17 protein-coding genes are annotated in these 19430 nt (G+C 62.5%); 8 read left to right on the plus strand and 9 right to left on the minus strand.

The window, feature by feature from the left end; translation table 11 throughout:
* Positions 1-5 precede the first annotated feature (5 nt).
* The 7 genes from HBR93_RS19500 to HBR93_RS19530 all read left to right on the plus strand — a co-directional run bounded on the left by HBR93_RS19500 (position 6) and on the right by HBR93_RS19530 (position 10563).
* Positions 6-1583 (plus strand): ABC transporter ATP-binding protein, encoded by a 1578-nt coding sequence (locus tag HBR93_RS19500; RefSeq protein WP_169960885.1) that lies wholly within the window; start codon positions 6-8, stop codon positions 1581-1583.
* Between the two features lie 49 nt (positions 1584-1632).
* Complete coding sequence (locus tag HBR93_RS19505; RefSeq protein ID WP_115128434.1) at positions 1633-3039, plus strand: sigma 54-interacting transcriptional regulator; 1407 nt, start codon at positions 1633-1635, stop codon at positions 3037-3039.
* A 286-nt stretch (positions 3040-3325) separates the two neighbouring features.
* On the plus strand, positions 3326-4717 hold the full coding sequence (locus HBR93_RS19510) for a GntP family permease (RefSeq protein WP_057959253.1): 1392 nt from the start codon (positions 3326-3328) through the stop codon (positions 4715-4717).
* 7 nt (positions 4718-4724) lie between these two features.
* Positions 4725-5498 (plus strand): 3-hydroxybutyrate dehydrogenase, encoded by a 774-nt coding sequence (locus HBR93_RS19515; protein ID WP_057440854.1) that lies wholly within the window; start codon positions 4725-4727, stop codon positions 5496-5498.
* Between the two features lie 100 nt (positions 5499-5598).
* On the plus strand, positions 5599-7551 hold the full coding sequence (locus HBR93_RS19520) for an acetoacetate--CoA ligase (RefSeq protein WP_169960886.1): 1953 nt from the start codon (positions 5599-5601) through the stop codon (positions 7549-7551).
* Between the two features lie 145 nt (positions 7552-7696).
* On the plus strand, positions 7697-10246 hold the full coding sequence (locus HBR93_RS19525; protein ID WP_169960887.1) for a PAS domain-containing protein: 2550 nt from the start codon (positions 7697-7699) through the stop codon (positions 10244-10246).
* 41 nt (positions 10247-10287) lie between these two features.
* A complete protein-coding gene (locus HBR93_RS19530) occupies positions 10288-10563 on the plus strand; it encodes a peptidylprolyl isomerase (protein WP_029293742.1) in 276 nt (91 codons plus the stop codon).
* A gap of 37 nt (positions 10564-10600) precedes the next feature.
* Here the strand turns inward: HBR93_RS19530 and HBR93_RS19535 are convergent, their stop codons facing one another.
* The 8 genes from HBR93_RS19535 to HBR93_RS19570 form a co-directional block, all read right to left on the minus strand.
* Positions 10601-11509 carry a sugar kinase gene (locus HBR93_RS19535; RefSeq protein WP_169960888.1) on the minus strand — a complete coding sequence of 303 codons (909 nt, stop codon included), beginning with the start codon at positions 11507-11509 and terminating at the stop codon, positions 10601-10603.
* 117 nt (positions 11510-11626) lie between these two features.
* Positions 11627-12835 carry an amino acid deaminase gene (locus tag HBR93_RS19540; protein WP_169960889.1) on the minus strand — a complete coding sequence of 403 codons (1209 nt, stop codon included), beginning with the start codon at positions 12833-12835 and terminating at the stop codon, positions 11627-11629.
* Positions 12836-12852: 17 nt separating this feature from the next.
* Complete coding sequence (locus HBR93_RS19545; protein WP_169960916.1) at positions 12853-13617, minus strand: IclR family transcriptional regulator; 765 nt, start codon at positions 13615-13617, stop codon at positions 12853-12855.
* A gap of 180 nt (positions 13618-13797) precedes the next feature.
* Positions 13798-14187 carry a RidA family protein gene (locus tag HBR93_RS19550; protein ID WP_057959246.1) on the minus strand — a complete coding sequence of 130 codons (390 nt, stop codon included), beginning with the start codon at positions 14185-14187 and terminating at the stop codon, positions 13798-13800.
* 15 nt (positions 14188-14202) lie between these two features.
* On the minus strand, positions 14203-14970 hold the full coding sequence (locus tag HBR93_RS19555; RefSeq protein ID WP_057440847.1) for an amino acid ABC transporter ATP-binding protein: 768 nt from the start codon (positions 14968-14970) through the stop codon (positions 14203-14205).
* Entirely contained in the window at positions 14967-15617 is a 651-nt protein-coding gene (locus tag HBR93_RS19560) for an amino acid ABC transporter permease (RefSeq protein ID WP_057440845.1), read from the minus strand. Before HBR93_RS19560 ends, HBR93_RS19555 begins: the two co-directional genes overlap by 4 nt.
* Positions 15618-15629: 12 nt before the next feature.
* Positions 15630-16292: an amino acid ABC transporter permease gene (locus HBR93_RS19565; protein ID WP_057440843.1), complete on the minus strand. Its 663-nt coding sequence runs from the start codon at positions 16290-16292 to the stop codon at positions 15630-15632.
* Between the two features lie 52 nt (positions 16293-16344).
* A complete protein-coding gene (locus HBR93_RS19570; RefSeq protein ID WP_057440842.1) occupies positions 16345-17190 on the minus strand; it encodes a transporter substrate-binding domain-containing protein in 846 nt (281 codons plus the stop codon).
* Positions 17191-17496: 306 nt separating this feature from the next.
* Here HBR93_RS19570 and HBR93_RS19575 point away from each other — a divergent pair, with 306 nt between their 5' ends.
* The gene (locus tag HBR93_RS19575) at positions 17497-17859 is read left to right on the plus strand and encodes a thioredoxin family protein (protein ID WP_115128442.1); all 363 of its coding nucleotides are present in this window, start codon (positions 17497-17499) and stop codon (positions 17857-17859) included.
* On the opposite strand, the gene HBR93_RS19580 is transcribed toward HBR93_RS19575, so the two are convergent.
* The gene (locus HBR93_RS19580) at positions 17856-19418 is read right to left on the minus strand and encodes a TerC family protein (protein ID WP_057959244.1); all 1563 of its coding nucleotides are present in this window, start codon (positions 19416-19418) and stop codon (positions 17856-17858) included. The two genes, HBR93_RS19575 and HBR93_RS19580, sit on opposite strands and share 4 nt — an antisense overlap.
* Between the last annotated feature and the right edge of the window lie 12 nt (positions 19419-19430).

Below are 19430 nucleotides of genomic sequence, written 5' to 3' on the forward strand. Positions count from 1 at the left end.
CATCCATGACTGACAACCTGATCGAGATCCGCGACCTGTGCGTCGCCTTCAGCGGCCAGACCGTGGTGCGCAACCTGAGCCTGGATGTGCGCGCCGGCGAGTGCCTGGCACTGGTGGGCGAGTCGGGCTCGGGCAAGTCGGTGACCGCCCATTCGATCCTGCAACTGCTACCCCTGGCCGGCACCGTTACCACAGGGTCGGTGCGCTATCGCGGCCAGGAGCTGATTGGCGCCGAGGCCGGCACCCTGCAAAAGCTGCGCGGCAACCGCATCGCGATGATCTTCCAGGAGCCGATGACCTCCCTTAACCCCTTGCACAGCATCGAAAAGCAGATCGGCGAAACCCTGCTGCTGCACAAGGGCCTGGGCGGCAAGGCGGCGCAGGCACGCATCCTCGAACTGCTGGACCTGGTGGGCATCCGCAACCCCCAGGAACGCCTCAAGTCCTACCCCCACCAGTTGTCGGGTGGCCAGCGCCAGCGGGTGATGATTGCCATGGCCCTGGCCTGCGAACCGGAACTGCTGATCGCCGATGAGCCTACCACCGCCCTGGATGTGACGGTGCAGCGCAAGATTCTGCTGCTGCTCAAATCCTTGCAGCAACGCCTGGGCATGTCGCTGCTGCTGATCAGCCACGACCTCAACCTGGTGCGCAGCATTGCCCAGCGCGTGTGCGTGATGCAGGCCGGGGAAATTGTCGAGCAGGCCGACTGCCAAACCCTGTTCAATGCCCCGCAACATCCCTACAGCCGCCTGCTGCTGGATGCCGAACCGGTCGGTACCGCGCTGTGCCAGGATCAGCGCGAGACGGTGTTGCAGGTCGCCGGCCTGAGTGTGCGCTTCCCCATCGGTGGCGGGCTGTTCCGGCGCAAGCAGTACCTGCAGGCGGTGGACGGCATCAGCCTGGACCTACAACGGGGCAAGACCCTGGGAATCGTCGGCGAGTCCGGCTCCGGCAAGTCCACCCTGGGCCAGGCGATCCTGCGTCTGCTCGACTCCAGCGGCAGCATCCGCTTCCAGGGCGAGGCCCTCGACAGCCTCAGCCAGAAACAGATGCGCCCGTGGCGCAAGCAGATGCAGGTGGTATTCCAGGACCCCTACGGCAGCCTCAGCCCGCGCATGTCGGTGCAGCAGATCATCAGCGAAGGCCTGGAAGTACACGCGCCATGCAGCCCACAGGAGCGTGACGCCCAGGTGATCAAAGTGCTGCAGGATGTGGGGCTCGACCCGGCCAGCCGTCACCGCTACCCCCACGAATTTTCCGGCGGCCAGCGCCAACGCATCGCCATCGCCCGCGCCCTGGTGCTGCGCCCGGCCTTGATGCTGCTGGACGAGCCGACTTCGGCCCTGGACCGCACCGTGCAAAAACAAGTGGTGGCGCTGCTGCGTGAACTGCAGGAAAAATACGCCCTGACCTACCTGTTTATCAGCCATGACCTGGCCGTGGTACGGGCCATGGCCCACGATATGATCGTGATCAAGGATGGCCAGGTGGTTGAGCGCGGGCCATGCGCTGACGTCTTTGCCGCGCCACAGCACCCCTACACTCAAGAGCTGCTTGCTGCCGCGCACGCTCCCCTGTAGGAGCCGGCTCCTACCATTGAAATCATCCTTTATTTTTGGCGCCCCGACCATGAACACCACCGAAAGCCTCAAGGACTACCCGCACGTTCGCGGCCTGGCGATCCAGTCCCTGTTCGAGATCATCGAGCAGTCCAGCGAAGGCACGGTGATTGTCGACCGCGACGCCAACATCGTGTGGATGAACGAACGCTATGCCAAGCGCTTCGGCCTGAAAAGCGCCGACCAGGCCATCGGCCAACCTTGCGAGCAGGTGATCTCCAACAGCCTGTTACGCCAGGTGGTGCGCAGTGACCAGCCGATCCTCCTGGATATCCAGGACACGCCCAAAGGCCCGTTGGTGGTGATGCGCCTGCCGATCCACGACGATGCCGGCAAGGTCATCGGCGCCATCGGCTTTGCCCTGTTCGATGAGTTGCGCAACCTCTCGCCGATGATCGAGCGCTACCTGAGCATGCAACAGGAACTGGCTTCGACCCGCTCGCTGCTGCGTTCACGCCAGAGCAAGTACAACTTCGCACACTTTATCGGCACCAGCGCTGCCAGCCTCGAGGTCAAGCGCCGGGCGCGGCGCAGCGCGAGTGCCGAGTCGCCGGTGTTGCTGCTGGGCGAGACCGGCACCGGCAAGGAGCTGCTGGCCCAGGCCATCCATGGTGCGTCACCCCGAGCCAATAAAGCGTTTGTCAGCATCAACAGCGCCGCCATCCCCCATGACCTTCTGGAAGCCGAGTTCTTCGGCACCGCGCCCGGCGCCTTCACCGGCGCCGACCGCAAGGGCCGCCCCGGCAAATTGCAAATCGCCCAGGGCGGGACGTTGTTCCTCGATGAAATCGGCGACATGCCATTGCCCCTGCAAAGCAAACTGCTGCGGGTGCTGCAGGAGAAAGAATTTGAGCCGGTGGGCTCCAACGAGATGATCCACAGCGACGTGCGGGTGATTGCCGCGACCTCCACCGACCTGGAAGCGGCGATCAAGCGTGGCGAGTTTCGCGCCGACTTGTATTACCGCCTCAACGTGTTGCCGATCCAGGTCCCGCCCCTGCGCGAACGCCTGGACGATATCCCGGCGTTGAGTGAAGCAATCCTCGAAGAACTGCGCAGCCAGCATGAACTGGACCGCGAAGCCCTGGCACTGCTGGCCCAGCATGCCTGGCCAGGGAATATCCGCGAGCTGCGCAACGTACTGGAGCGCGCCGCGTTGCTCAGTGATGACCTGGTGTTGGATGCGCAGGAGATTCGTGCGGCGATCGGCACCTTCAGCCCGGTGGAGCGTAGCGCTGTGGCGCCCGTAGAGGTCGAAACCTTCAGCGTGGCGCGGGAGCGGTTTGATCGGCAGTTGATTGGTGCGGCGTTGCGCCAATGCGGGGGCAATGTGATCGAGGCCGCCAAGCAATTGGGGCTCGGGCGCTCGACGCTGTACAAGAAGATGGTGGCGCTGGGCATCGAGCAATCTCAGTAAAGAGACAAAAATCTCATTAAAAAGACACCTCCATGTGGGAGCGGGCTTGCCCGCGAATGCGGTCTATCAGCAACAAAATCATTGCCTGACACAGCGCCTTCGCGAGCAAGCCCGTTCCCACATTGGAATTTCATCTGTCTTGAAATAGAGACTCAGCATGAAAATCACAGTACAGTAATTATAAATATCCATACATATCAATAAGTTACAAACTTGGCACGCTTCCCGCTATAGCCCCTTCCTACAGCTACACCCCACAACAATAACAATCCGATGGAGACACACCATGAGTGTGATCATTGCCCTGGCGGCGCTCGCGCTGCTGATGCTGGCTGCCTACCGTGGCTATAGCGTCATCCTGTTTGCCCCTATCGCCGCCCTCGGCGCGGTGTTGCTCACTGACCCTTCCGCCGTCGCCCCAGCCTTTACCGGGGTGTTCATGGAAAAAATGGTCGGCTTTATCAAACTGTATTTCCCGGTATTCCTGCTCGGCGCGGTGTTCGGCAAGCTGATCGAGCTGTCGGGCTTTTCGCGCTCGATTGTCGCGGCCGCCATCCGCTTGCTCGGCACCCGCCAGGCGATGCTGGTGATCGTGCTGGTGTGTGCCTTGCTGACCTACGGCGGCGTGTCGCTGTTTGTGGTGGTGTTTGCGGTGTACCCGTTCGCCGCCGAGATGTTCCGCCAGAGCAATATCCCCAAGCGTCTGATCCCGGCGACCATTGCCCTGGGCGCGTTCTCGTTCACCATGGACGCCCTGCCCGGCACGCCGCAGATTCAGAACATCATCCCCAGCACCTTCTTCAACACCACCGCCTGGGCTGCGCCCTGGCTGGGCGTGATCGGTACGATCTTTGTGTTCTGCGCCGGCATGCTGTACCTGGCGCGCCAGCGCAACAAGGCCCAGCGTGCCGGTGAAGGCTATGGCACCGACTTGCGCAACGAGCCGGAAACCGCCGAAGACCTGAGCCTGCCCAACCCGTGGATCGCCCTGTCGCCGCTGATTCTGGTGGGGGTGATGAACCTGCTGTTCACCCACTGGATCCCGCAGTGGTACGGCAAGACCCACAGCCTCGCCCTGCCGGGCATGAGCGCACCGGTGACCACCGAAATCGCCAAGCTCACCGCGATCTGGGCGGTGCAGGCGGCCTTGCTGGTGGGGATCATCATGGTCCTGGTGTTCGGCTTCCAGGCGATCAAGAGCAAGCTGGCCGAAGGCAGTAAAAGCGCGGTCAGCGGCGCGCTGCTGGCGGCGATGAACACCGCTTCGGAATACGGCTTCGGCGCGGTCATCGCCTCGTTGCCAGGCTTCCTGGTGCTGGCGGACTGGCTCAAGGGCATCCCCAACCCGCTGGTCAACGAAGCGATTACCGTGACCCTGCTAGCCGGCATCACCGGCTCGGCGTCCGGCGGCATGAGCATCGCCCTGGCGGCCATGTCCGAGAGCTTTATTTCCGCGGCCCATGCCGCCAATATCCCCCTGGAAGTGCTGCACCGGGTCGCGGCCATGGCCAGCGGCGGCATGGACACCCTGCCGCACAACGGCGCGGTCATTACCCTGTTGGCGGTCACCGGGCTGACCCACCGCGAAGCCTACAAGGATATTTTCGGCATCACGATCATCAAGACCCTCGCGGTGTTCGTGGTGATCGGTACTTTCTACGCCACCGGCATTGTGTGAGGTTTTCATGACGACATTGAACGGCAAGACCGCCCTGGTCACCGGCTCCACCAGCGGCATCGGCCTGGGGATTGCCCTGAGCCTGGCCAAGGCCGGCGCCAATCTGATCCTCAACGGGTTCGGCGATGCCAGCGCGGTGATCGCCCAGGTGCAAGCCTTCGGCGGCAAAGTCGGCCATCACCCGGCGGATGTCAGCGACCCGGCGCAAATCGCCGAGATGGTCGCCTACGCCGAGCGCGAGTTCGGCGGCATCGACATCCTGGTGAACAACGCCGGCATTCAGCATGTGGCGGCAGTGGAAGACTTCCCGGTGGAGCGCTGGGACTCGATCATCGCGATCAACCTGTCGTCGGTGTTCCACAGCACGCGCCTGAGCCTGCCGGGCATGAAGACCAAGGGCTGGGGACGGATCGTCAATATCGCCTCGGTACACGGCCAGGTCGGCTCGGTCGGCAAGGCCGCGTACGTCGCAGCCAAGCACGGGGTGATCGGCCTGACCAAAGTGGTCGGCCTGGAAACCGCCACCAGCAATGTGACCTGCAATGCCATCTGCCCCGGCTGGGTCCTGACCCCGCTGGTGCAAAAGCAGATCGACGATCGCATTGCCGCAGGCGTAGACCCGCAACAGGCCCAGCATGATCTGCTGGCCGAGAAGCAGCCCTCCCTGGAGTTCGTCACCCCACCACAACTGGGTGAACTGGTACTGTTCCTGTGCAGCGAAGCCGGCAGCCAGGTACGTGGCGCGGCGTGGAATATTGATGGTGGGTGGTTGGCCCAGTAACCCAAACACCGCAAATCCCCTGTGGGCGCAGGCAAGCCTGCGCCCACAGTTTGGATGTGTGGTGCCTGGCAGATTTCATACAAGAACAAGAGAGTGCGCCATGTCCGATATCCTCTGGCAACCCAGCCCGGAACGCATCCACACCACCCGGATAGACCAGTTCCGGCGCTTTATCAATGATCGCCACGCCTTGCAGATCAACGATTACCCCACCCTGCACCAATGGAGCATCGACCAGCGCCCGGATTTCTGGGCGGCGATTGTCGAGTTCTTCGACGTGCAGTTTCGTACGCCACCCAGCACCGTGCTGGTGGAAGGCACGCCGATGCCCAGCGCCCAGTGGTTTCCCGGCGCCACCCTAAACTTTGCCGAGCACCTGCTGCGCCGCCGCGATGACCACCCCGCCGTGGTCGCCATCGGCGAAGACGGCCAGCGCGAACAACTGAGCTATGCCGAACTGGCCCGCCACGTCGCCGGCCTGCAACGGAGCCTGCAAGCGGCGGGCGTGGGCCTGGGTGATCGGGTGGCGGCGTGCATGCCCAATACCTGGCAAACCCTGGTGGGCATGCTTGCCACTACCAGCCTAGGGGCGATCTGGTCATGCTCCTCACCGGACTTCGGCACCCAAGGGGTGATCGACCGCTTCGGCCAGATCGAGCCCAAGGTGCTGATCACCTGCGCCGGTTATCGCTATGCCGGCAAGCTGATCGACCAGAGCGCCAAGCTCAATGAAATCCTCGACCGCCTGCCGTCCCTGGAACACCTGATCATCGTGCCCTACGCCCGGCCCGAGGCGCGCGTCGAGGATTACCCGACCCAGGCCAACGTCGCCCTGTGGGATGACTTCTACCGCCCCGGCGGCGAACCGCAGTTTGTCGCCGTGCCCTTCGACCATCCGCTGTACATCCTCTACTCCAGCGGCACCACCGGCGTGCCTAAATGCATCATCCACGGTACCGGCGGCGTGCTGCTGACTCACCTCAAGGAACATGGTCTGCACGCCGACCTGTCACGCGACGACTGCCTGTTTTACTACACCACCTGCGGCTGGATGATGTGGAACTGGCTGGTGTCGGCCCTGGCCATCGGTGCCACGGTAGTGCTGTACGACGGCTCGCCGTTTCATCCGGGGCCGGAGCGCCTGATTGACCTGGTCGACCAGGAGCGCATCAGCGTGTTCGGCACCAGCCCGAAATTCCTCGCCACCCTGGAAAAGGCCGGCCTGCAACCGCGTCGCAGCCATGACCTGGGCAGCCTCAAGGGCCTGATCTCGACCGGCTCGCCACTGTCGCCCCAGAGCTACGACTACGTGTACCGCGACATCAAACAGGAGCTGTGCCTGTCGTCGATGTCGGGCGGTACCGATATCGTCTCCTGCTTTGTCATCGGCAACCCGGTGCTGCCGGTACGGCGCGGCGAAATGCAGTGCAAGAGCCTGGCGATGGCCATCGAAGTGTGGGACGACCAGGGCCGGGCGCTGGTCGGCGAAAAAGGCGAACTGGTATGCACCCGGCACTTCCCGGCCATGCCCATTGGCCTGTGGAATGACCCACAGGGGGAAAAACTGCGCGCCTCGTATTTCAGCCAGTTCCCCGGCGTCTGGGCCCAGGGCGATTATGCCGAGCAACGCGCCAATGGCAGCCTGCTGATCCATGGCCGTTCGGATGCGGTGCTCAACCCCGGTGGCGTGCGCATCGGTACGGCGGAAATCTACCGCCAGGTGGAAAAAGTCCCCCAGGTCCTGGAAAGCCTGGCCATCGGCCAACGCTGGCAGGACGACGTGCGCGTGGTGCTGTTTGTGCGCCTCAATGACGGCGAACACCTGGACGCCGCGCTTGAGCAGCAGATCCGCGAGGTGATCCGCGCCAACACCACGCCGCGCCATGTGCCGGCGAAGATCCTGAGTGTCAGCGACATCCCGCGCACCATCAGCGGCAAGATCGTCGAGTTGGCGGTAAGGAATGTCGTGCATGGCGAACCGGTGAAAAACACCGATGCCCTGGCCAACCCCGAAGCCCTGGAGCAGTTTCGCGACCGCCCTGAGCTGGTATAAAGGATGAAAGGTTTCAGCGCCCACACACTCATTTGAAGATAAACCCCTCAAGCATGCTATTTTTCGAGGGGTAGGCAGCCGTTTCCGCAGCACGGGATAATCGGCCTCTGTCATTCTTCAAGCGTTACGCGCGGGACACTTACACATGAACGGATCACCCACCGGCAGCCAGGCCGCGGCCCTGATCGCACGGCTGGACTGGGCCACAAGCCCCCTCGGTGATGCCAGCCATTGGCCACAAAGCCTGCGCACGGCAGTCGATATCGTCATCCACTCACCGATGCCGATGCTGTTGCTGTGGGGCGACGAACTCACGCAGATCTACAACGATGGCTTCGCCCTGCTGGCCGGCAACAAGCACCCCCAGGCCTTCGGCCAGCCGACCCACCAGGTCTGGCCGGAGATGCAACACTTCACCGCCCCCATCTACAGCGCCGTACTGTCCGGCCAGGTGCGCACCTTCAGCGAGCAGCGTTTTATCCTGCAGCGCAATCACCGGGATACGGAAATCTGGCTGGACCTGACCTACAGCCCGATCCGCGACGAACGCGGCCAGGTCGCCGGGGTCCTGGTCACGGCGATTGAAACCAACGAGCGCCGGCAACTCGCCCAGGAGCTGCAACAACGCTCCGAGGCCAGCCTCAAGGCCCAGCACGATACCGAGCAACGCTTGCAACTGGCCCTGGCCGCCACCGATGCAGTGGGCACCTGGGACTGGGATATCAGCGAAGACCGCTTTATTGCCGACAGCCATTTTGCCCAACTGCATGGGGTTGATCCGGCTAAAGCCCGGCAGTTGCCCATCAGTGATTACCTGCAAGGCGTGCACCCGGAAGACCGTGGCATGGTGGCCCGCAGCATCAAGCATTGCATCAGCCATGGCTCCGAGTACGCCGAGGAATATCGCCTGCTCCAGGCCGACGGCCAGGTGCGCTGGGTGTTTGCCCGTGGCCGCTGCTACAAGGATCACCACGGCCGACCAGCGCGTTTTCTCGGGGCGGCCCTGGACCTGACCGAACGCAAGCACACCGAGCAAGCCCTGCGCCAGAGCCAGACCGAGCTGCAGTTGATCATCAACGCGATGCCGGTGCTGATCGGTTATGTCGATCACGAAGAGCGCTTTCGCCTGAACAACAGCGCCTACCTCGACTGGTATGGCCTGACCCCGCAAGAGCTGTATGGCAAGACCATCCGCGAAGTGATCGGCGCGGAGATCTATGCCGGGCGCGCCGATAAGATCGCCGCCGCCCTCAAGGGCAAGGCCTGCAGTTTCATTACCGTCACCCCCCATCGCGATGGCCGGCCCCGGCATGCGCTGATGAAGTACCTGCCACGCTTCAGCGCCGATGGCTCGGTCAATGGTTTCTACATCTTTGTGATTGATGAGACCGAGCGCAAACTCACCGAGGAAGCCCTGCGCCACCTCAACGACAACCTCGAAGAACGCGTGGCCCAGCGTACCCAGGCGCTGGCCGAAGCCAACCAGCGCCTGCAAAACGAAATGTTCGAGCGCGAGCGTGCCGAAGACGCGCTGCGCCATGCGCAAAAAATGGAAGCGGTCGGCCAGCTTACCGGTGGGATCGCCCATGACTTCAACAATATGCTCACCGGGATCATCGGCAGCCTGGACCTGATGCAGCGCTACATCGCCGCCGGCCGTAGCGATGAGATCGGCCGCTTCACCGACGCCGCCGTGTCCTCGGCCCATCGCGCCGCCGCCCTGACCCATCGCCTGCTGGCCTTCTCCCGGCGCCAGTCCCTGGACCGCCGGCCCCTGGACCCGAACCAGTTGGTCGCGTCCCTGGAAGACCTGTTCCGCCGTACCAAAGGCGCCCATATCGAACTCAAGGTGCAGCTGGGCAGCGATATCTGGCCGGTAAACACCGACGCCAGCCAACTGGAAAACGCCCTGCTCAACCTGGTGATCAACGCCCGCGATGCCATGCCTGATGGTGGGCTACTGAGCATCGAGACCGCCAACAGCTACCTCGACGGCACCGACATCACCACCCTGGAGCCGGTCAAGGCCGGCGACTACGTGATGCTCGGCGTGTGCGACAACGGCGCCGGCATGACCCCGAAAATCCTGGCCAAGGCCTTCGACCCCTTCTTTACCACCAAGCCCATCGGCCAGGGCACCGGCCTGGGGTTGTCGATGATCTATGGTTTTGCCCAGCAATCGGGCGGCCACGTCACGATCCACAGTGAACCGGGCCGGGGCACCTGCGTGCGCCTGTACCTGCCGCGCCTGCATGGCACCGCCCTGGAAAAAGTCCCGCCGCAGGTCCCCGTGGAAGCCCCCCTGGCGCTAGACGGCGAAGCCGTGGTGGTGGTCGAGGACGATGCGGCGGTGCGCATGCTGGTGGTCAACCTGCTGGATGAATTGGGCTACACCGCCCACCAGGCGGCCGACGCACGCGCAGCCCTGCCACTGCTGGAGTCTGACCTGCGGGTGGACTTGCTGGTGACCGATGTCGGCCTGCCCGGCATGAACGGCCGACAACTGGCGGAAATCGCTCGCCAGCACCGCCCGACACTCAAGGTGCTGTTCATGACCGGATACACCGAGACCGCCGCCGAGCGCCAGGGTTTTCTGGAGGACGGCATGGACATGGTGGCCAAGCCGTTTTCCATTGACCAGTTGGCCACGAAAATCCGCAGCATGATCGGCGTCAAAGGCCAAGTTGATGCATAATCCCGCGCCTTCAAGCCCGACCGTTGCAAGGTAACTGCCAGATGAAAGCCCAAGCCCGCCATATCCTGGTCAAGACCAGCGAAGAAGCCGAACAACTCAAGCAGCGTATTGCCAAGGGCGAAGCCTTTGATGTGCTGGCCAAGAAGTTCTCCACCTGCCCGTCCGGCAAGCGCGGCGGCGATCTGGGTGAAGTGCGGCCTGGGCAGATGGTCGGGGTGATTGATGCGGTGATTTTCAAGAAACCGCTGCGGGTGGTGCATGGGCCGATCAAGAGCAAGTTTGGGTATCACCTGGTGCAGGTGTTCTACCGCGACTAGAGCACCCTGATCGTTCCCACGCTCCGCGTGGGAGCGATCAGTCCCTGGGAATCAGCGCCCCCGGAATCTGGATCACCCGGCTGGCCAACCGATGCCCCGCCAAGGCCGCCTCTTGCGGTGCCCCCCCCCTGAGCCGGCTGGCCAGATACGCTGCGCTGAACGAATCCCCCGCCGCCGTGGTGTCCACCACCTTTTCGACCACCTGCGCCGGCACCGCAAAACGCTCCCCGCCCTGGCGAATCAGGCAGTCATCCGCGCCGCGCTTGAGCACCACTTCCTCGATCCCTGGATAAGCGGCGAACACCTGCTCACTGTCGGCATAGCCAAACAGGGCACGCTCGTCGTCTTCGGTGAGCAAGGCCATATCCACCTGCGCCAACACCTGCTGATAGGCCTCACGAGCGGCTTCGACACTGGCCCACAGACGCGGCCGGTAGTTGTTGTCGAACACCACCCGGGCGCCACGCTGGCGGGCTTCCAGCAACGCGGCCAACAGGCGCACGCGCCCCACTTCGCCCAATACAGCCAGGGTGATACCGCTGAAATACAGCACGTCATAACACGGCAAGGCCGCCAGGACCGGCTCGGCCCCTGGCGTGGTGAAGCAATCGCGCACCGCCGCTTCGTTGCGCCAATAGAGAAATTTACGCTCGCCGCGGGCATCGGTCTGGATGCAATACAAACCCGGCAGGCGCCCCGGCAAGCGCTGGACCTGGTCCAGGCCAAGGCCTTCGGCGGCCCATTGCTGGCACATGGCATCGCTGAAACTGTCATCGCCCAGGGCGGTGACGTAATCCACCGTGCTGCTGGCCCCCAGTTCACGGCGCAGGTAGACGGCGGTGTTCAGGGTGTCGCCACCGAAGCTCTGTTGCAGGCTGCCGTCGGCGCGGTGTTGCAGTTCGATCATGCATTCGCCGATCAGGGCGATGCGCGGGTGTGGGGTCATATTTGGATTCTCGGCTGGGTTTTGGGGCCTCATCCCAGGCCAGCCAGCTCCCACATTGGAATGTGTTCACAAATCCCAATGTGGGAACTGGCTTGCCTGGGATGGCCGCGACGCGGTCTAGAAACAGGTGTGCAATGTCTCGATCACCTGCAACTGCTCATCCACCAAACACCCCACCTGCCACTTATCAAAGGTCAGGCACGGGTGCGAGGTGCCAAACGAGATGATGTCGCCAATACGCAGTTCAACCCCCGCCGCCACGCTCATGAAGGCGTGCTGGTCCATCACCGCCGTGACCTTGCAGGCACTCACGTCATCGCCCACCGCCGGCAGCACCCCGGCCTTGTAGCGTTTGAGGGGCACCGGCAGGCCGGCGTCGTAGGCCACGTCGCGCTTGCCCAGGGCGATCACTGCAAACCCCGGCTGCGGCAACGACTGCACATGGGCCCAGACTTCCAGGGCCGGGCGCAGGCCCTCCGTGAGGTCGCTGCGCCGGTCCAGCACGCAGCATTGCGCCTCCTTGTAGATGCCGTGGTCGTGGGCCACATAGCTGCCGGGGCGCAGCACGCTGAGGAAGCGCCCTTCGGCGTTTTGCGCGGCGAAAGACTCGGCGATCAGGTCATACCAGGCCGAACCCGACGCGGTGATGATCGGCTTGCCCAGGTCAAAGGCCCCGCTGTTCTGCATATCCACCGCCAGGCGCACCAGGGACGCGGCAAACTCGCGGATACCGCTGATGGCATGCTCGCCGTGGATCACCCCTTCATAACCTTCGATCCCGGTAAGGGCCAGGGCCGGCTGGGCCTTGATTGCCCGCGCCAGGTCCAGCACCTCTTGCTCGCTGCGGCAACCGCAGCGGCCGCCGACCACGCCGTATTCGATCATCACGTTCAGGCGCAGGCCACGGGCGGCGAAGAATGCGCCCAGGTCAGCGACGTTGTCCGGGTGATCGACCAGGCAATGGAAGTCAAACTCGGGGTCAGCCAGCAGCTCGGCGATCAGCGCCATGTTCGGCGCGCCCACCAGTTGGTTGGCCATCAATACCCGGCGCACGCCACCGGCATAGGCCGCGCGGGTCTGCACTGCGGTAGCCAGGGTGATGCCCCAGGCGCCTTGTGCCAACTGACGCTGAAACAGCGCCGGCATCATGCTGGTCTTGCCATGGGGCGCCAGTTGCGCGCCGCTGTTGCTGACAAAGTCCTGCATCCAGCGGATGTTGTGTTCCAGGGCCGCGCGGTGCAGCACCAGGGCGGGCAGGCTGACGTCGCGTACCAGGTGGGCACCGCTGGCGGCGGCGCCTTTTTCAACGGCATTGAAGGCAGACATGGGGTTACTCCGTTTCGCTATTCATTGATGCGACGGGCCAGGTTATTGGCGCTTTCGATCAGCACCCGGCGGTAGTCGTCGTAATTGTTCTTGGCGTCGGCCCGTGGGGCGACGATGCACAGGGTCGCAATGGCGACGCCCTGGGCGTCACGCACCGGGGCCGCAAAGCAATGGGTAAAGGTGTCGGCAACACTGTCGAAGGAAAAAAAGCCATCGACGCTGGCCTGGCGGATCTGCGCGAGGAAGGTGTCCAGGGGTAAACGCTGGCCGTCCGGCAGGATAAAGTCGTCGTGGTCGATCAGGTCGATGATCTGCTGGTCGCTCAAATGCCCCAGCAACAGGCGCCCGGACGCAGTCCAGGGGATGGGCGCATTTTCACCGATATCCGAAGAAATCCGGAAGTGCCGCTCGCCCTCGCGCATCAGCGCCACCGTGTACTTGCGCCCGTTGAGCAGGCACATCTGCGCCGTCTCGTGGGTTTGGCTGACGATCTCCTGCAAGGCGTGATCGGCCTCGCGGGTCAGGTCGAAATGGCGCAAGTGGGCCTGGCCGAGGAAGTACAGCTGGCGCCCCAGGTACACGTGACCGTCCTTGCCCACGGTTTCGAGAATCCGCCGCTCCAGCAGGGAGGCGACCAGTTCATAGACCGTGGACTTGGGGCTGCCAATGCCACTGGCAATATCATTGGGGCGCAGGGGCTGGCCGACTTCCTTGAGAAAATCGAGGATATCGAACGCTCGGTCCAGGCCTTTTGCGCGGCGCTTGATGGTGTCTTCGGTCATGGCGGTCTTCATCAGCGTAAGAGGTCCATGTAAGAGTCGCTTTGTGTGGGAGCGGGCTTGCTCGCGAAAGCGGCGTGTCAGCCAACAAATCTGGCACTGATACACCGTTTTCGCGAGCAAGCCCGCTCCCCCCCGAATTCACTCTCACATTGAATTTTTAGTGGTCTTGAGATCGGGCATTTAGCCTTTTTTCTTGTAGGCCACGCAATCAATCTCAACCTTGCAATCGACCATCATATTCGCCTGCACACAGGCCCGCGCCGGGGCGTGTTCGGGGGTGAAGTATTCGCCGAAGACTTTGTTGAAACTCCAGAAATCCCGCGGGTCTTCCAGCCATACGCCGACCCGGACCACGTCTTCAAGCCCGTAGCCGGCCTCTTCAAGGATCGCCACCACGTTCTTCATGGTCTGGTGGGTCTGCTCGACAATCCCGCCGTTGATAATCTCGCCATCCACCGCCGGCACCTGGCCCGACACGTACAACCAGCCATCAGCCTCCACTGCACGGGCAAATGGGCGGGGTTGGCCACCGCCGGCAGTGCTGCCGGCGCCGTAACGAGTAATGCTCATAAAGTTGCTCCTTGATTAAAAACGAATATTTTTCAGAAATTCCGCCAGGCGTGGCGATTGCGGGCGCTCAAAGACCGCTTTGGGCGGGCCCTGCTCTTCAATCCGCCCCTGGTTCATAAACACGATGTTGTCCGAAACCTCGTAGGCAAAACGCATTTCGTGGGTCACCAGCAACATGGTCATGCCCTCTTGCGCCAGGCCCTTGATCACACTGAGCACCTCGCCGACCAACTCCGGGTCCAGCGCTGAGGTCACTTCGTCGAACAGCATCAGGCTGGGGTTCATTGCAATCGCCCGGGCAATCGCCACCCGCTGTTGCTGGCCGCCGGACAACTGACCGGGGAAGTGGTTGCGCCGTTCCAGCAGGCCGACGCGCTCCAGCCATTTTTCCGCGAGGGCTACCGCCTCGTCCTTGCCCATATGCTTGACCTTGAGCAGGCCCAGGGTGATGTTCTGCAACGCCGTCAGATGGGGGAACAGGTTGAATTGCTGGAACGCCATGCCAGTCATGGCGCGGTGTTGGGCAATGAGTTTTTCCGGGTGGCGCACGCGTTTGCCGGCAACATCGGCATAGCCAATGGACTCGCCGTCGAGGGTGATCTGCCCGCCCTGGAACTCTTCCAGCAGGTTGACGCAGCGCAGTAGCGTGGTCTTGCCCGAGCCGCTGGAGCCGATCAAGGTCACCACGTTGCCGCGCTGCAGCGACAGGTCAACGCCCTTGAGGACTTCCACCGCACCGTATTGCTTGCGCAGGCCGCTGATGTTGAGCAATGGTTGATTCATGGCAAGGCCACCCGCTTTTCAATGTAGCGCCCGAATAACTCGATGGCGTAGTTGATGACAAAGAACAGAAAGCCGGCAAACAGGTAGAACTCCAGGGTCATAAAGGTCCGGGCGATCACTTGCTGGGTGCTCAACAGCAACTCGGCAACACCAATCACCGACAGCAGGGTCGAGGCCTTGACGATCTCGGTGGAGGAATTGACCCAGGTCGGCAAAATCTGCCGCAGTGCCTGGGGCAGTAATACATAGCCCAGGGACTGATAGAAGGTCAGGCCAATGGCCTTGCCCGCTTCCAGTTGCCCACGGGGAATGGCTTGCAACGCACCGCGCACAATCTCGGCGACATGAGAGCCGCAAAACAGCGTGAGGCCCAGGGCACCGGCCTGGAACGCACTGATCTGCCAACCCAGCGCCGGGGCCATGTAGAAGCAGGCCAGTACCAGCACAAACACCGGGGTGCCACGGATCAGGTCAACGTACAGACGAAACGGCGCGCGCATCCAGAACTTGCCGTAGGTCAGCACCAACCCGGCGACGATGCCGATCAGGGTGCCGAAGATAATCGCCAGCACCGAGCAATACACGCTGGTCTGGAACCCTGCCCACAGGGTTGCCCGGGCGATCCACAACTCATGCAGCCAATACATGGAAAACCCCTCTTATCGACGAATCGCCAGGCGCTGCTCCAGGTAACGCAGCAGCATGGCGATGAGGTAGCAGGCCGCCACGTAGAGCGCGGTCGTCACCAGCCAGGTTTCAATCACCCGGTAGCTTTCGACGTTGATCTTACGGGCGTAATAGGTCAGCTCCGGCACGGCAATCGCCGCCGCCAGAGAGGTGTCCTTGAACAGTGAGATAAAGTTGTTCGACAGCGCCGGCAGCACGTTGCGCAGCATCACCGGCACCGTGATGTAGGCGCGGATCTGCCACTCCCCCAGGCCAATCGCCAGGCCGGCTTCGCGCAGGCCCTTGGGAATATTCAACAAGCCGGCACGGAACACTTCGGTCAAGTAGGCCCCGGCGTACAACGACAGGGTGATGATGAACGAGGGGATCTTGTCCAGGCGGATGCCCAGGCTGGGCAAGGCAAAGTAGATCAACAGGATCAGCACCAGGATCGGCGTGTTGCGCACCACCGTCACATACACCGAGGCCAGAATCCGCAGCGCACGGTGCCTGGACAGCATGGCAAAGGCCATCAACAGGCCGATCACGCAGCCGATGGCAATCGACAGCAAGGCCAGTTGCAGGCCCAGGCCGAGGCCCGCCAGCAGGGTGTCGAAATCGCGCCAGACTGCGGCAAAATTCAGCTGATAGTTCATGGTCGGCACTACCTTGATTGGGGCGCCCGCTGCGACGCCCCGCGCTCAACAATCATTTGAATTCCACCGGAAAACCAATCGCCGGGGTCGGCAGATCAACGCCAAACCACTGCTTGAACGAGGCTGCATAGGTCGGAAACTCGACGCCGGTCATCGCCTCGTGCAGGGCGGTGTTGACGAAGTTCAGCCAGTCCTGATCGCCACGCTTGACCGCGCACGCATAGGTTTGCGGGCTCCAGGCGTAGCTCGGGCTGCGGTAGCGGCCGGGGTTCTGCACCATCAGGTACTTGACCGAGGACTGGTCGGTGGCCGCCGCGTCGGCACGCCCGGAGTTCACCGCCTGGTACATCAGGTCGACGCTGTCGTATTGATCCACCTTGGCCTTGGGCAGCGCCTGGTGCACCAGCTCTTCGGCGTAGACGTTTTGCAGCACCGCCACAGTGACGTCATCCCCCGCTGCCTGCAGGTCTTCGATTTGCTGGTATTTGCTGTTGGCCGGCAACAGCAGGCCCACACCTTCGCGGTAGTACGGCAGGGTGAACGCCACCTGCTGCGCACGGCTGGCGGTGACGGTGATGAACTGGCAGCTCATGTCGACTTTGTTGGTCAACAGGTTGGGAATCCGCGCATCGGACGACTGCACCACAAACTCGACCTTGCTCGGGTCGTTGAACAGGCCTTTGGCGACGATGCGCCCGATATCAATATCAAACCCCTGCAACTTGCCATCCGCTCCCTGGAAGTGCCACGGCGCATTGGTACTGCCTGTACCGACGAGCAGATGCCCACGTTTGAGCACCTCATCGAGCTTGCTGTCCGCCTGCACTTGGCTGGCGAGGCAAGCCGATGCGGCGAAGAGAAAAACACAGGCTTTAAACACGGAAGGTCGGCGATGCATGGCAAGCACTCCAGAAGTTGTGTATTCCGCTATACCGGAACTAGGTATGTAACAACGGAATAGACAGCAGAAAGTGTGCCACAGCCAGCAGCAGAAGCCTATTGAAGCGTGCAAGTGTTTTTAAATCAGAGAGATAAGCAGGCACCGACGAACCACCGCGCCGCCAGCGCCGGCAGACACACTGCTACCGTGCGCCACAATCCGTTGCGGTCCATCCCATTTGGGTGCGTTACCTGTGAATTCTCACAGTAGACCGTCCGGCCCACCCGACTTAGGGTTTGGCCAAGTGCCTACAAGGAGACTGTCATGGGACTGATCAACACGGTGATCGACGACGCGCAGGCGTATAGACGTGCGCTGCAGACGCCCCGCACGGTGTTTATGCTGTTTGTATCGCCCCAGTGCCCGGCGTGCGGCGCGGCCAAGCCACTGTTCAGCAAAGTGGCCGGTCGCTATCGACGCCAGGCGGCGCTTTATGTACTGGACACCAGCCAGACCCCACGGCATCCCGAGGTGACCGGCACGCCGACGCTGCTGATCTTGAAAAACGGCAGGCTGGTAGAGAAGCTCAAGGGGTTCGGCCCCTGGGAGACCCAGGAGCAGACCCTGAAAAGAACCTTCGAGCGGCACACCCGGGGTGTGCCGACCAAACGGGCAAAGCCCCGTTAACCCAGCGCGACAGGGATCAGCAGTACCTGCGTCACCCGCCGCTCCTCCACCGCCGCCACGGTCAGGCGCCAGCCTTCGTATTCCAGGCTGTCACCGACCACTGGCAGGCGATCCAACAGGCTCATGACCAGGCCGGCGAGGGTCTGGTAATCCTCGGTGGCCACGGCCTTGAACCCGGTGCGCTGGCGAATCAGGTTCAGGTTCAACGCACCATTGGCGCGATAACCGCCCTGCTCTTCGACGATGTCCGGGCCTTCGACTTCACTGGCATCGGGCAACTCACCGGCGATGGACTCAAGAATGTCGGTCATGCTCAACACCCCCATGAAATCGCCAAACTCGTTGATCACAAAGGCGATGTGCGTCGACTCCTGGCGCATCTGCTCCAGGGCGTTGAGGATCGAGAAGCTGTCCAGCAGGTTGATCGCCCGCCGCGCCAGGTGTTCCAGGTTCGGCTCATTGCCGGCCAGGTACTCCTTGAGCAACTCCTTCTTATGCACGAAGCCCAGGGGCTCATCCACCGCGCCGTTACGGATCAACGGCAAGCGCGAGTAGGACGAGTGCATCAGCTTCAGGCGGATCGTCTCAGGGTCGTCGGCCAAGTCGATGTAGTCGACATTCGCCCGCGGGGTCATCAAGGTGCGGATCGGCCGCTCGGCCAGTTGCAGCACACCACTGATCATGATCCGTTCGCGACGGTCGAACAGCGGGCCTTGATGGTCCTGCGAGTCGCCCAACAGGTCCGTAACGTCCTCACCCACTTCTTCCACCGCCAGGCTGCGACCGCCCAGCAGACGCATCACCGCATGGGCAGTGCGCTCACGGATCGGCCGCAGGCCTTGCGCCGACTTCTTGCGGCGCGCCCGGGCGATCTGGTTGAACACCTCGATCAGGATCGAGAAGCCGATGGCCGCGTACAGGTAGCCTTTCGGAATGTGGAAGCCCAGACCTTCGGCGGTCAGGGCGAAACCGATCATCATCAAGAAGCCCAGGCACAGCATGATCACCGTCGGGTGCGCATTGACGAAGCGAGTCAGCGGCTTGCTGGCCACGATCATTACGCCGATGGACACGATTACCGCGATCATCATCACCGCCAGCTCGTCAACCATGCCGACCGCAGTAATCACCGCGTCGAGGGAGAACACAGCGTCCAGCACCACGATCTGCGCCACAATCGGCCAGAACATCGCGTAGGCGGCATTGCCGGTGCGCTCGGTGACATGCCCTTCGAGCCGCTCATGCAACTCCATGGTGGCCTTGAACAACAGGAACACACCACCAAACAGCATGATCAGGTCACGTCCGGAGAAGCTCTTGTCGAACACCTCGAACAACGGCTGGGTCAAGGTCACCAACCAGGAAATACTCGCCAACAGGCCCAGGCGCATGATCAGCGCCAGGGACAGGCCGATCAACCGCGCACGGTCACGCTGCTCCGGTGGCAGCTTGTCCGCCAGGATCGCGATAAACACCAGGTTGTCGATACCCAGTACCAGTTCCAACACAATCAAGGTCAACAGGCCGAGCCAGGCCGTTGGATCCGCTAACCATTCCATATAGAAGTCTCT

Origin of the sequence: Pseudomonas sp. WS 5411, assembly GCF_012985595.1 — a bacterium.
GTDB classification, from domain to species: Bacteria; Pseudomonadota; Gammaproteobacteria; order Pseudomonadales; family Pseudomonadaceae; genus Aquipseudomonas; species Aquipseudomonas shahriarae.